Source organism: Roseibacillus persicicus (genome assembly GCF_014651675.1).
In the GTDB taxonomy this organism is placed as follows: Bacteria; Verrucomicrobiota; Verrucomicrobiia; order Verrucomicrobiales; family Akkermansiaceae; genus Roseibacillus; species Roseibacillus persicicus.
The window spans coordinates 251,636-265,515 of sequence record NZ_BMXI01000001.1; the positions used below are offsets into that span (position 1 = coordinate 251,636).

Sequence of the window (13,880 nt, forward strand, 5' to 3'; positions counted from 1 at the left end):
AAAAAGCCCGCCCTGGCTTCGAAAGAAACCAAAGCGGGAAATCTTCTTTTGATTAGTCGTTGTCGACGACTTCAGCGTCGACCACTTTGCCTTTGGCCTTGCGAGGCTCGCTGTCTTCACCGGCAGAATCGTCGGCAGGAGCAGCTCCACCCATGTCGGGCATATCAGGCATTCCCCCACCAGCACCGGCTGCGGCCTGTGCGGCTTGGGCAAGGTCGCCGAGAGTTTTCTCGAGCTCGGCCTGAGCGGTCTTGATGCTTTCGATGTCGTCACTCTTGAGAGCGTCCTTCACCGCGTTGACCTTCTCCTCGATGCCGGACTTGAGTTCGGCGGGAGCCTGGTCACCCAGTTCCTCGAGTTGCTTCTCAACTTGGAAGACCATGTTCTCGGCACCATTCTTGATGTCGACGGCCTCGGCACGCTTCTTGTCTGCCTCGGCATTTTCCTCGGCTTCCTTCTTGGCACGCTCGATTTCTTCGTCGCTGAGACCACTGGATCCTTCGATGGAAATCTTCTGCTCTTTGCCAGACTTCTTGTCAGTCGCGGAGACGTGGAGAATGCCATTGGCGTCGATGTCGAAGGTGACCTCAATCTGGGGCATGCCGCGGGGAGCGGGCTCGATGCCATCGAGGCGGAAGTTGCCTAACAACTTGTTGTCGGCAAACATCGGGCGCTCACCCTGACAGATGCGGATATCCACTGCGGGCTGGTTGTTGACCGCGGTCGAGAAAATCTGCGACTTCTTCACCGGGATGGTGGTGTTGCGCTCAATCATGGGCGTCGCACGGCTGCCTTCGGTTTCGATAGAAAGGCTGAGAGGGCTCACGTCCAAGAGAACAACGTCCTTCACATCCCCCATCAAGACTCCGCCCTGGATACCGGCACCGATGGCCACCACCTCGTCGGGGTTGACGCCTTTGTGCGGCTCTTTACCAGCCAAAGCTTTTGCAGTCTCCTGCACCTTGGGCATGCGGGTCATTCCGCCCACGAGAACGAGCTCGCCGATTTCGCTAGCGCTGAGACCGGACTCCTTGAGGCAACGCTCAACGGGGCCTTTGGTGCGGGCGAACAGCTTGTCGGTCAACTGCTCCAACTTGGAGCGGGTGAGCTGCAACTGGATGTGCTTCGGTCCGTTCTGGTCGGCAGTAATGAAAGGGAGGTTGATGTCGTAAGTGGTCGAGGAAGAGAGCGCAATTTTGGCTTTCTCCGCTTCTTCCTTAATCCGCTGGAGAGCGTCGGGCTGGCTGCTGAGGTCCATGCCTTCCTGCGCCTTGAACTCGTCGAGGATGTATTGGATGAGAGTGTTGTCCCAGTCGTCACCACCGAGTTGGGTGTCACCGTCAGTTGCGAGAACTTCGAAGACCCCGTCACCGATTTCGAGAACGGAGATATCGAAGGTTCCACCACCGAGGTCGTAGACCGCAATCTTCTCATCAGACTTCTTGTCCAAGCCATAGGCCAAAGAGGCGGCAGTGGGCTCGTTGATGATGCGGCGCACCTTCAGACCGGCGATTTCGCCTGCGGCCTTGGTCGCGTTCCGCTGAGAGTCGTTGAAGTAAGCTGGAACAGTAATAACCGCTTCGGTGATGGTCTCACCGAGCTTGGCTTCCGCATCCGCCTTCAATTTGCCAAGAATCATGGCCGAGATTTCCTGAGGCGAGTAGGCCTTCTTCTCACCGTCGACTTCGACCTGGATGTGGGCATCGCCGTTAGAGGCTGCCACGATCTCGTAAGGGACTTTCTTGTCCGCATCCGAGAGCTCCGAGAACTTGCGACCGATGAGGCGCTTTGCGGAGAAAATGGTGTTGCGGGGGTTAGTCACCGCTTGACGCTTGGCCGCTTGACCGACCAGACGCTCGCCGCCTTTACCGAACGCCACCACTGATGGAGTGGTGCGTGCGCCTTCCGAGTTTTCCAAAACAACCGGCTCCCCGCCTTCCATGACGGCCATGCAGGAGTTGGTTGTTCCCAAGTCGATTCCTAAAATCTTTGCCATACTATTTGTCTTTCTGTTTTTGAGGTTAGTCTGTGCGGTCCGAGCCGCGATATTCTCCCGTTCCTATCGCATGAACCATGCCGCCACTGATTTTCAGCGAGTTACAACCAGGTAACTGCGAAACCGGCTCGAAATCGCGCAATTTTGTCACAGTTCGCGTGGTCAATGTGTCGCGATGGGACAAGTTGGTCATCTCCTGCTCCACGGCCGTGGAACACTCCCCTGCGCTCCGAATTTTGATAAAGTTCTGACAGGAAACGCTTCCAGTGGCGTTAACTTTATCGAGCACGGCGACGCCCAGCCCCTGACCTTTTTTGCCAAATTGCTCGGCCATCTTCGCGATCCTGTTGCCCAATGACCGTCCTTAATTTTTGCCGCCTCGGAACCACACTTACTCTCCTCGCTCTCTTTGGATGCTCGGCTGATTACTACGAAAAACAAGCGGACAAGGATGTCTATCAGATCTTGAAGACGGTCGAAAAAGATATCTTCGGCGAGTCTTCCCAGTTTTCCATCGCCAGCGGAAAGTCATCCAAAGAGCAGCAGGCGCTGACCCCAGTCAAGATCCTCAACGACCGCAAATCCACTGAGAAAGTGCGACTCTCGCTCAACCAGGCCTTGGACTATGCGGTTGCCAATAGTCGCGAATACCAGTCGGAAAAGGAACGGCTCTATCTCACCGCGCTCACCCTAACAGGCGAGCAGCACGAGTTTCGGCCCAACCTGTTCGGCAGCTCCCAAGCGAACTACACACGCCAGATCGACGGTGAAGAAGTGGGCACCGCCTCCTCGGCCCTCGGGGTCAATCAGGCCTTGGCGACGGGAGGAAGCCTGGGAGTCACCCTCGCCAATGACCTCTTGCAATATTTCTCCGGCGATCCCCGGCGCTCGGCCACTTCGCTCATCACGCTCAATCTCGCGCAGCCCTTGCTTCGCGGAGCCGGACGCGATGTCGCGGTCGAGAACCTGACCCAGGCCAACCGCAATGTGGTCTACGCCATCCGCGATTACACTCACTTTCAAAACACCTTCTCGGTGAGCATCGTGAATGAATACTTCGACCTCCTACGCTCCAAGGACGTCATCTTCAACGAATACAATAACTATCAGTCCCGCAAAAAGAACGTCGAGTACCTGAGTGCCCGCGTCGACCGCGAGCGGCCCGAAGCGGTGGGCATCGCGGAGCAAGACGAGCTGAGCGCACGCAACCGCTACATCAGCGCCATCTCCGACTACCGCAACGCGCTCGACAGCTTCAAGGTCACCCTCGGCCTGCCGCAGACCACCCAGTTGCGGCTCGACGATGCGGAAATCATCAAGCTGCGCGCGGGTGGCCTGAAGCCGATTTCACTTTCCAGCCGGGAGGCCTTTGCCATCGCCCTTGATCACCGTCTCCCCCTCTTCAATCAGGTGGACCGCTTCGAGGACAGCAAACGACAAGTCGGCATCGCGGCCAACCAGTTGAAGGCAGACCTGGCCCTCGTAGGGAACGCCTCATTGGCGAACAGCGGTGGCCCGGTGGACTACACCAAGTTCAACTTCAACGACGTGCGTGCGACGGTCGGCTTGCAGCTCAACCTGCCCCTCGACCGGCTGCGGGAACGCAACCAATACCGCGCCACCCTCATCAACTTCGAGTCCTCGATCCGCACTCTCAGCCGGAACTTTGATGAGTTGCGCAACCTGCTCGACCGCCGCATTCGCGAGCTGGAAGAATTCCGGCAAAGCTACGAGATTCAAAAGGGCGCGGTGAAGCTGGCTCGCAACCGGGTGGAAGGCAACCAGTTGCGCTTGCAGGCGGGCACGGTGGAATTCCGCCAGCTCAGCGAATCCCAAGACGCCCTCATCAGCGCCCAGAACGCGGAGACCAGCGCCATCGTGAACTACCTCAGCGCGCGACTCGGGCTCCTCGTCGAACTGGGGGTATTAGATCCGAACAGCAAGGATTACTGGCTCAGCGACAACCCTTCCAAAATCAAAGCCCTGGGCCGCCCAGCCAACCCGCAACCCGCCTTCGCCCCTTCCGACAAAGTCCCCACCCCCGAAGAACTCTTCGAGTAAAGCCCCATGAAAAAACTGCTGATAAACCGACTCTTCCTTGGCCTTCTCGTCTTTGCGGGAATCCTGGTCCTGCTCATCACCTTCTCGCGAAAAAAGACCGAGACGCAAGGTCTCTATCACACCGTGAGCAAGGCCGACCTCATCATCTCCATCGTGGAGGGCGGCACCATCGAGGCTGTCAATGAGGTGGTGGTGAAGAACACCATCGATGGCGAATCCCAGATCATCTACCTCATCCCCGAGGGCTCCTACGTGAAAGAGGGCGATCTGTTAGTCGAGTTCGACAAAGGTCAGGCGGAAAGCAGCTTGCAAGAGGCGCAGGTCAAATTCGAAACCCATCAGGCAGAGGTCATCAAGGCCACCAACGACCTCATCATCACCCGCTCGACGGTGGATAGTGAGCTGAGCGCCGCGAAGCTGGCGGTGCAGTTTGCCGAGATGGATCGACAGAAATTCCAAGACCTCGATCGTCAGCACCGGCTGCGCAGCTCCGAGCTCGCCATCGATACCGAAGCCGAGGCCCTCAAGCTGGCCCAGCAACGTTACGAGTGGTCCGAAAAGCTGGCCGAAAAGGGCTTTGAAACCAAAAGCCAAGTCGACCGCGATCGACTGGAAGTGAGCAAAAGCTCCAAGGCGGTCGAGACCGCCCAGTCGACCTTCGAGATGTTGAAAGAATACGACTTGAAAAAAGAAGAGACCAAATTCCTCTCCGACCTCAAGGAAGCCCAAGCCAAGTTGGAGCGCACTCGCAAAGAAGGTGAATCCAAAATCGCGCAACAGGAGGCCGCCGTGAATTCAGCCAAGTCGACCCTGCGCATCACAGAGGAACAGCTCGAGCGTTTCCGCGAACAACTCAATTCAACTAAACTCTACGCTCCCCAGAATGGCCTCGTGATCTACGCCAAGTCGGACCGAAGCTGGGACAACGAACCAGAGATCGCGGAGGGCTCGAAGATTCGCAACCGCCGCGATGTCATCAAGATTCCCGACACCTCGAAGCTGAAGGTTCAGGTCAAGATCCATGAGTCGACCATCAGCCAAATCCAGAAGGGACAGCGAGCCTACGTGGTGCTGGACTCACAACCCGACCGCCGCTTTTTGGGTAAAGTGACCAAAGTGGCCATCCTTCCCGACAGCAACGGCCGCTGGGGCGACAACAAGAAAGTCTACACCACCGAAATCGAAATCACCGACCCCATGGAAGGGGTCAAACCCGGGGTCTCCGCGCGGGCCGAAATCATCATCGAAGAGCTGAAGAACGTTTTCTCCGTCCCGATCCAAGCCGTCACCACCCAGAACGGAAAGCAAGTTTGCTACCTGAAGGGCGACGACCAACCGACCGAAGTCGAAGTCGGTCTCTTCAACACCAAATACATCGAGATTCGCTCCGGTCTGCATCAGGGCGACAAAGTCAGCCTCGATCCCCCGCTGGACGACAAACTCAATCTCTCGGGCGAGACCACTGGTCTGAAGCTGAACGAGGAACCTGCCAACTGAGTCCTCGCCATGCCCGAAGCCGTCATCGAGATCCGCCAAATCGTCAAAAATTTTCAAGTTGGCGATAGCACCGTGCGTGCCCTGCGGGGCGTGGACCTGACCATCGAGCGCGGATCCTTCGTCGCCATCATGGGGCCTTCCGGATCGGGCAAATCCACTCTGCTCAATATCCTGGGCTGCTTGGATCGGCCTACTTCGGGAAAGTATTTTCTAGGTCCCGATGATGTGGCGGAGATGGATGACGACACTCTTTCGCGGGTGCGTGGCAAGCGGCTGGGCTTCATCTTCCAGTCCTACAACCTCATCGCCCAACTCACCGTCATCGAGAACATTCAGGTCCCCCTCATCTATCAGCAGGAGGACTTGGAGGAACACCACGACCGCTGTGTCGCACTCGCCAAGTTGGTGGGGCTGGAGAACCGCTTGGACCATCGCCCCAACCAGTTGTCAGGGGGCCAACAGCAGCGCGTCGCCATCGCCCGATCGCTCGTCAACGAACCCCTCATGATTCTGGCCGACGAGCCCACCGGAAACCTGGACTCCGAGACCGAGGCCGAGGTCCTGGACATCCTCAACGACCTCAACAGCGAGGGAAAGACCATCGTCATGGTGACCCACGATGACGCCGTGGCCCAACACGCGCATCGCGTAATCCACATGAAGGACGGCGTGATTGCCCGCGAGGTCATCAATGAGCCAGCCATCCGTTAGATTTTTCCTTCTGCCCGCCAGCCTGCCCTCGCCCAATCGCAATGCTCTCCTCCCACTTTCTCAACACCGTTCAGCTCGCCGTCAAAAGCCTGCTGATGCACAAGCTCCGTTCGGGGCTGACGATGCTTGGCATTATCTTTGGAGTCTGCTCGGTGATCGCGATGTTGGCCATCGGCGAAGGCGCTTCCTACGAAGCCCAGGAACGCATCAAACGTCTGGGCAGTGAGAACATCATCATCAACTCGGTGAAGCCTCCCGAGGACAACAAGCAAACCTCGCAACAGAGAAACTGGTCGGTGGAATACGGACTGACCTACAAGGACGTCACCCGCATTCAGGACACCATCCCCTCCATCGAACGCGTGGTGCCGCTGCGCATCATTCGCGAGAATATCCGCTTCGACCGCAATCAGGAATCCGGCCAAGTGATTGGCACCCTGCCCTCCTACCGCGAAGTGCAGAGCATTGACCTGGTCGCCGGTCGCTTTCTCAGTCCCACCGACGAGCTCAACAAGCGCACAGTCTGCGTGATCACCCACAATCTCGCCCGCCAGCTCTTCCCCTATCAGGACCCGCTGGAATCCACCGTGCGGGTGGATGACACCTACTATCAGGTCATCGGCATCGTCAACGAGACCGGCACCGCCGAGCAACGACCGCAGGGACAGGAGAGCGAAGGACAGGCCATTGACAACAACATCTACATCCCCCTCTCCGCCGCCCGCACCCGCTTTGGCGAAACCCTCATCACGCGCACCTCGGGAAGCTTCAATTCCGAGCGCGTGGAGTTGCACCGGCTGATCATCAAGATGAAAGACTCCCCCTCCGTCATTGTCGGCGAGGCCCAGATTCAGCATTTGATGAATCACTTTCACGAGAAAAACGACTTCGAGCTCATCGTGCCCTTGCAGCTTTTGCGCGAAGCCGAAGCGACCAAGAAAATGTTCAACATCGTCCTCGGATCCATCGCCGCCATCTCGCTGTTAGTCGGCGGAATCGGGATCATGAACATCATGCTCGCCACCGTCACCGAACGGACTCGCGAGATTGGGATTCGCCGCGCCCTGGGAGCCACGCGGAAGGACATCATCACCCAGTTCCTCATTGAGACCATCGTGTTGTCAGTCGGCGGCGGAATCATCGGGGTGATTCTCGGCATCATTGTTCCCATCGGGGTCGAATTTTTCACCGAGATGCAGACTATCATCACCCTTTGGTCGGTCTTGCTCGCCTTTGGCATTTCCGGTCTCACGGGAGTCATCTTCGGCCTCTACCCCGCCTCCCAAGCCGCCAAGCTCGATCCCATCGACGCCCTGCGACAGGAATGATTTCTTTCGGAATGTGACCACTCCTCACAAAATCACCGCGAGTGGGAAGAGCGGAATCAAGGTCTCCAGCGCTCAATCAACCGTGCGGTTGGAAAGGCCTTTTGTCATTTCACCTTCGATAACAGCGACGTTCGACCCTGACTGCTTCGACTAAGAACTTTCCTTTCTCCATCGAAATCCAAGGCATTCAGGAAGCCGCATTGACCCGAGGGCGCTTTCTTCCCATGCTCCCAACGTGCCTCACCGTGCTTTCGCTCTCCTTTTCCTAGTTCCGCTGCCTCTCCTCGCCGAGGTTGAGGACGATCTCACCCTGGGGATCGAGACGGTGACCGGCCTGCGCTCGGCCTACAATTACCGTGGATTCCAACTCGCAGACGCGACGTTGGAGACTCAGATCGAGACCGAAATCTCGCTGGGAGAAGGTTTCGCCCTGGGCCTGGTGGCTTGGCATGTGGCAGAATCCAGTGACGACTTCGCGGAGACCGCTTTCGGCGTGAGCCTGCGACGGGACTTCGAGGAGGTCAGCCTGACCGCCTCGCTGGACTACCATCTCTTCTCGGAAAGCCTCTTTGAAGACGGGGTCGACCTCGGGCTCAAGGCGCAATGGTTCGTCGACGAGAACTGGGATTTGGCTGCAAAAGCCCACTACGACTTTGGCGCCGAGGGCACCTACTTCGCGCTGGAGGGCGGATGGTCTCACCCCCTTTCCGAAGACCTCTTCATCGCGGCCGAATCCGGCATCAGCGCGGTCGGCGACTACTATGAACGGAGCGGGATGAACGACTTCTACGGCCGTCTTTCCCTGACCTACAACGTCAATTCCTTCCTCTCACTCACTCCCTTCGCTGGCTACTCCATTGGCCTCAGCGACGACGCGGACGACGAAGCCTATGCGGGCATCTGGCTCGCGGTCTCATTCTAACAAACCCTTTCGTGAAAACCGAACTCGCCCCTCCCACCCTCCCCGATGCGCGCACTCTGAACGACGCATCCCCCAAGGACAGACTAACCACTCTGAAGACCTACCTCACCGAAAGCCGGGAGATGTTAGAGCGAGAGCACCAGAGCGGGCAAAGCGGTCTCGAGAATGCTTCCGCGCGCGCCAACTTCATCGACATCCTGATGAAGCGGCTCTTCGAAATGGCAGACCTGAAGAATCCCGGGGCCAAGCTGGCGCTCGTTGCCAACGGTGGATATGGTCGGGGCTACCTCAACCCGGGCTCGGACCTGGACCTCCTTTTTCTCCTACCCAAAGCCGCCCCCAAACTGTCGAAGGCCGAGAAGGACTTCATCGACGCGGTTCTCTATCCGCTCTGGGACTTGGGCTTCAAGGTCGGGCAGGCCTGCCGCTCTATCAAAGAATGCATCGCCGAGGGCCAAAGCGATTCCCACACCCGCACCACCCTCTTCGACTCCCGCCTGCTCATTGGCGACCAACAGTTGTTTGAGACCTTTCAAACCCGCTTTCGCAAAGAGGTTATCGAAAAGAAACGGGCGGAGTTTCTCGATGACCGACGGGCGGACATGGCGAAGCGCTACCAGGACTTTTCGGACACCGTCTTTCTCCAAGAGCCCAATGTGAAAGAGTCGCCCGGAGCCTTGCGCGACTTTCACAACTTGCTCTGGATCTCCGACGCGCTCTTCGAGACCCGCGACCTCGACGAGCTCCGGCGAAAGGGCGTGCTTTCCCAGAATGCGAGCGACGAGCTGACAGAAGGCTTCGAGTTTCTCATGCGGGTTCGCAACGATTTGCACTATCGCGAAGGCAGCAATGCCGACGTCCTCACCCTGCGCCGGCAAGGTCCCATCGCCAACTTCTTCGGCTATCCTAGCCGAAACCTGCTCAAGCGAATCGAGGCCCTGATGCGGGACTACTACCGCCACGCCCGGCGCATCCGCCAGCACACCGAGACCCTCTTCGAGATCGCGGAGCTGGAGGAAAAGATCCGTCCCAAGAACATTTTCGGCAAGGCCACCGTCACCAAACCGGACCGGACCTTTGATCACTTCTATGCGCAGGAGGGGCGACTCTTTGCGAACTCCCCCAAGGTCTTCGAGGAGGACTCCACCAACCTGCTTTCCCTTTTCCGGCTTTGCCAAAAGTTCGACCTGAGCCCCTCGCCCGACTTGCGAAAGCTCATCAAGGCGCACCGCCATCTCATCGACGGCCCCTTCCGCGTGGCCAAGGCCAACCGCGACACCTTTCAAAGCATTCTCGAGCAAAAAGGAAAGGTCGGCCCCACCCTGCGCCTGATGCACCGGGTTGGAGTGCTTGGTCTCTTTTTACCGGAGTTCGGAAAGATGGAGTGCCTCGTGCAGCACGAGTTTTTCCACCGCTACACTGCCGACGAGCACACCTTGCGCTGCATCGACCAACTGGATGCTCTCATTGATTCCGACGATCCCGGCCATGTCGTCTACCGCGACATCCTGATCAACCATCAGGATCCCTACGCCCTCTACCTCGCGCTCATCATGCACGACTCCGGCCGCGCGATGGGGGTCGAGGAACACATCGACGGCTCGGCAATTCTAACAGACCGAGTCTGCCGCCGACTGGTCATCAAGGGAGAGCGCCGCAAGCTGATCATTTTTCTCGTCGACCAGCACCTCGCCCTCTTCTCCATCGCCACCCGCAAGGACCTGTCCGATCCCGATGTCATCGCCGACTTTGCCGCCCAGATGAAGACCAAGCACAATCTGGATTCCCTCCTCCTTTTCACCTTCGCCGACGCCAATGGCACCAATGAAGAAGCGTGGTCCAGTTGGAAGGAGACCCTCATGCAGCAGCTCTATCGCGCCACCCGATCCTTTTTGGTCAAAGGCGAGGCCGAGTACGACGCCGCCGCCCGCAAGGAGCTGGAGAAGCGGCGCGAACAAGTGGCCAACCGCCTCTCCTCGCGCTACTCCCACCTCATCGAAGGTCACTTCGAGCAAATGCCCAAGCGCTACTTCCGCTTCCGGTCCGCGCGCTCCATTCGCCATCACCTGCGGGCGATCGGTCAGTATTGGGAACGGCGCCAGCGGCGTCCCGACACCTACTTCGAGTGTGCGGTGCGTTGGATCGAGCATCCCAAGGATGGCTACAGCGAGCTCATCATCGCGGCCGAAAATCAGCCCGGGCTTTTGCGCCGAATCTCCTGCGCCCTCGCCGCCCACCACATCAACATTCTTTCCGCCGACGCCTTCACCCGGATGGACGGCATCGTGCTGGACCTCTTTCGCGTCACCACCGACGACGCGGAGGCCGTCGCGGACAAGATTCACCAACTCTCCTTCGTCACTACTCTCTACGAGATTTCTAGTAGCGAGAGTTACGACCCCAGCAAATATCTGCAAAAGCCCAAGAACTATCTGGAAGAAGGTCCCATTACCGAGTTCTCCGTCCCGACCCGCGCCAGCGTTCGCAACGACATCGACCCCGTCTACACCGTGGTCGAGATTCAAGCCGTCGACCGGCTGGCGCTTTTGCACGATATCTTGGGAATCTTCGAGCGCCACGAATACGCCATCACCCACGCCCGAATCTGCACCGAAAAAGGCGTGGCCCTGGACGCCTTCTATATCTTGGACAAAAACAACCAACTCCTCAGCGACCAAGCGGCAGCAGAGTTGGAAGAAGAACTGAATCCGATTTTATAAAGAAGCTTGCTGATAATCATCTCGTCCCGATGTTTTGACGGTGACTCTGACAAACCGGGGCTCTGTTCATGGACAAGAATGTCCATGCTCCGGCAGAGTCCACTTGAGAAAAGGACCGCGAGAGTTCTGGAGTGTTCGAGAGGTTCTCTCGCGGACGAAGAGCGTTAGCCAGGGGACCTTCCCCGAACATTCGCGGCTGTTTTGGCAAAACAGCCCTACCGACGGGGCAGGGACATTTCTGTCCCTGGAACGGTCCGGCTGAGCCGAATTGCCCAAACTGAAACCACCCCGACGAAGGTTCTGAAACCCCGAGGCTCTGTTCATGGACAGGAATGTCCACGCTCCGTCGCACTTCTTAGTGGGACCAGTCCCAAGAATCCAGGTTGCACACCGCAGCGACAAGGAGGTCGATACCACCCTGCAGGTCGGACTTATGGCACATCTCGATGACTTGGTGAATGTGGCGGGTTGGGATCGAGATTGCCCCCGCGATGGACCCACCAGGGCTCATGCGCTGCAGCCCGGCGGTATCGGTTCCGCCTGCAGCGAGAATCTCGGGCTGCCACGTAATGGCCTCCTTACCCGCAAGATCCTTCAAGAAAGCCACCATACGACGATCACAGATTGTGGAGCTATCCATGATCTTGATGCCCACTCCTTTTCCGAGTTCCGTACAACGCTCCTGTGGCTTCGAACCCGGGACGTCGTAGGCGATGGTGGTATCGAGACCGAAGCCAAAGTCCGGCTGAATCTCAAGCGCAGAGGCATTGGCTCCGCGCAATCCGACTTCCTCCTGCACGGTAAAAACCGCATAAAAATCGTAAGTCGGAGTCTTGTCCTGAAGGTTGCGAAGAGCCTCTACCAAAAGAAAAACTGACGCCCGGTTGTCGAGAGACTTCACGTTCACGCACTCCCCCATCTCGATGAGCTTGCGTTCCCGGGTGATGGAATCGCCCACTTCCACCAACTTGACCACTTCGCTTTTCGGCAAACCCAGATCGATGAAAAAATCGGTGAGCTTCACATTCTTACCACGCTCTTCGGGCGACATGATGTGGATGGGTTTGGAACCCATCACGCCGATGACATCCTCACGCCCGTGGATGATGACCCGCTGCGCGGAAAGGGTCTTGGGGTCAAAACCTCCGAGGGGGTTGAATCGGACAAAACCCTTGTCGTCAATATGGGTCACAATGAAGCCAATCTCGTCCATATGCGCGGCGGCCATGGTCTTTTTCTCCGAAGAGGCCCCTTTCTTGAGAGCCACCACGTTGCCCATGGAATCGACCCGAATCTCATCCGCCAATCCCTCGATTTCCTTCAAAACCAAATCCCTGATGGGCTTCTCAAATCCAGGAGCTCCGGGCACTTCACAAATCTTGGCGAGTAAATCTACATTGATTGGCATCGAGGGAAGCTAGCAGGCGAAGCAGAACACTCAAGGCTTCATAATCGACTTTCTGACGAAAATTAAACCTTATCGACACGTCACCGCATTGAGAAATTCTCCTATTGTTTCGCGAAACGATCCTTGGATACTCTCGGGCTCGAACCCGCCTCGGCGACTTGAACGTCGAGCTCACCTCAAAAGACCTCCCATTGTGGAAATATACGGAAAACTCAGTGACGGACGTGAAGTCAAAATCTTCACCTTGCAGAATAAGAACGGCATGATCGCCAAGGTCTCGGAATTCGGGGCCATTCTCACCAATTTGATGGTCCCTGACCGGAATGGTCAGGTGCAGGATCTGACGCATGGATATGATGACCTGGCTGGCTGGGAGTCTAACAATTCTTACTTTGGATCCACCGTCGGCCGCTTCGGCAACCGCATCGCCAATGGAAAGTTCACGCTCGATGGAGAAACCTACCAGTTGGCGACCAACAACGACCCCGGCGGACTCCCCTGCCACCTCCATGGGGGTCTCGCGGGTTTCGACAAGGTCCTGTGGAAGGGCGAGCTCAACGGGCAAGAAGTCAAACTGACCTATGTCTCCAAGGACGGCGAAGAGGGCTATCCCGGCGAGCTGACGGTGACTATCACCTACAGCCTGAACGACGACAATGAACTGACTTGGAGCGCGGAAGCAACCACCAATCGGGCAACTCCGGTCAATATTGTGCACCACTCCTATTGGAATCTATCAGGCGACCCGACGACCTCGATCAATGACCATCTATTGACTCTGAATGCCGATCGCTACCTCCCCACCAATGCGGGGCTCATTCCCACTGGGGAAATTCGCTCCGTTGATGAAACCCCCATGGATTTTCGTGAGCCAACCGAAATCGGGGTTCGCGTGGAGACCCCATACGAGTGCCTCCTGTTTGGCGGAGGCTATGATCATGCCTGGGTCTTGAATGAAGACGGAATGCGATTGGCCGCAAAAGTGGAAGACCCGAAGACGGGCCGCACACTCGAACTCTTCACCGATCAACCGGCGGTTCAATTTTACGGAGGGAACTTCCTCGATGGTCAAACTGCGGGCAAAAATGGTCTCAAGTATGAAAAACGCACCGGATTGTGCCTGGAGACAGAGCTCTTTCCAGACGGTCCCAACCAACCTTCCTTTCCCAATTGCATCCTGCGGCCTGGCGAGACCTATCGCCACACCATGATTCATCGGTTTGGCTGGTGACTTGTC

Annotated in this window: 10 protein-coding genes; 7 read left to right on the forward strand and 3 right to left on the reverse strand. The window is 57.4% G+C overall.

Going from position 1 to position 13,880, the window contains the following annotated elements:
• Window positions 1-52: 52 nt before the first annotated feature.
• Window positions 53-1,996: a molecular chaperone DnaK gene (gene dnaK, locus IE099_RS00970; protein WP_189566480.1), complete on the reverse strand. Its 1,944-nt coding sequence runs from the start codon at window positions 1,994-1,996 to the stop codon at window positions 53-55.
• Between the two features lie 25 nt (window positions 1,997-2,021).
• A complete protein-coding gene (locus tag IE099_RS00975) occupies window positions 2,022-2,330 on the reverse strand; it encodes a hypothetical protein (RefSeq protein WP_189566482.1) in 309 nt (102 codons plus the stop codon).
• Window positions 2,331-2,350: 20 nt separating this feature from the next.
• On the opposite strand from IE099_RS00975, the gene IE099_RS00980 reads away from it, so the two are divergent.
• From IE099_RS00980 to glnD, 6 genes are all read left to right on the forward strand, one after another.
• The gene (locus tag IE099_RS00980) at window positions 2,351-4,057 is read left to right on the forward strand and encodes a TolC family protein (protein ID WP_189566484.1); all 1,707 of its coding nucleotides are present in this window, start codon (window positions 2,351-2,353) and stop codon (window positions 4,055-4,057) included.
• A gap of 6 nt (window positions 4,058-4,063) precedes the next feature.
• A complete protein-coding gene (locus IE099_RS00985) occupies window positions 4,064-5,554 on the forward strand; it encodes an efflux RND transporter periplasmic adaptor subunit (RefSeq protein WP_189566486.1) in 1,491 nt (496 codons plus the stop codon).
• A gap of 9 nt (window positions 5,555-5,563) precedes the next feature.
• Window positions 5,564-6,265: an ABC transporter ATP-binding protein gene (locus tag IE099_RS00990; RefSeq protein WP_189566488.1), complete on the forward strand. Its 702-nt coding sequence runs from the start codon at window positions 5,564-5,566 to the stop codon at window positions 6,263-6,265.
• A gap of 41 nt (window positions 6,266-6,306) precedes the next feature.
• Window positions 6,307-7,593: an ABC transporter permease gene (locus IE099_RS00995; protein ID WP_189566490.1), complete on the forward strand. Its 1,287-nt coding sequence runs from the start codon at window positions 6,307-6,309 to the stop codon at window positions 7,591-7,593.
• A 235-nt stretch (window positions 7,594-7,828) separates the two neighbouring features.
• Window positions 7,829-8,515 (forward strand): transporter family protein, encoded by a 687-nt coding sequence (locus IE099_RS01000; protein ID WP_189566492.1) that lies wholly within the window; start codon window positions 7,829-7,831, stop codon window positions 8,513-8,515.
• An 11-nt stretch (window positions 8,516-8,526) separates the two neighbouring features.
• Entirely contained in the window at window positions 8,527-11,235 is a 2,709-nt protein-coding gene (glnD, locus tag IE099_RS01005) for a [protein-PII] uridylyltransferase (protein ID WP_189566494.1), read from the forward strand.
• 355 nt (window positions 11,236-11,590) lie between these two features.
• Here the strand turns inward: glnD and IE099_RS01010 are convergent, their stop codons facing one another.
• A complete protein-coding gene (locus IE099_RS01010) occupies window positions 11,591-12,643 on the reverse strand; it encodes a M42 family metallopeptidase (protein ID WP_189566496.1) in 1,053 nt (350 codons plus the stop codon).
• A 193-nt stretch (window positions 12,644-12,836) separates the two neighbouring features.
• Here IE099_RS01010 and IE099_RS01015 point away from each other — a divergent pair, with 193 nt between their 5' ends.
• Window positions 12,837-13,874, forward strand: a complete 1,038-nt coding sequence (locus IE099_RS01015) for an aldose epimerase family protein (RefSeq protein WP_189566499.1) — start codon at window positions 12,837-12,839, stop codon at window positions 13,872-13,874.
• The last annotated feature ends 6 nt before the right edge of the window (window positions 13,875-13,880 follow it).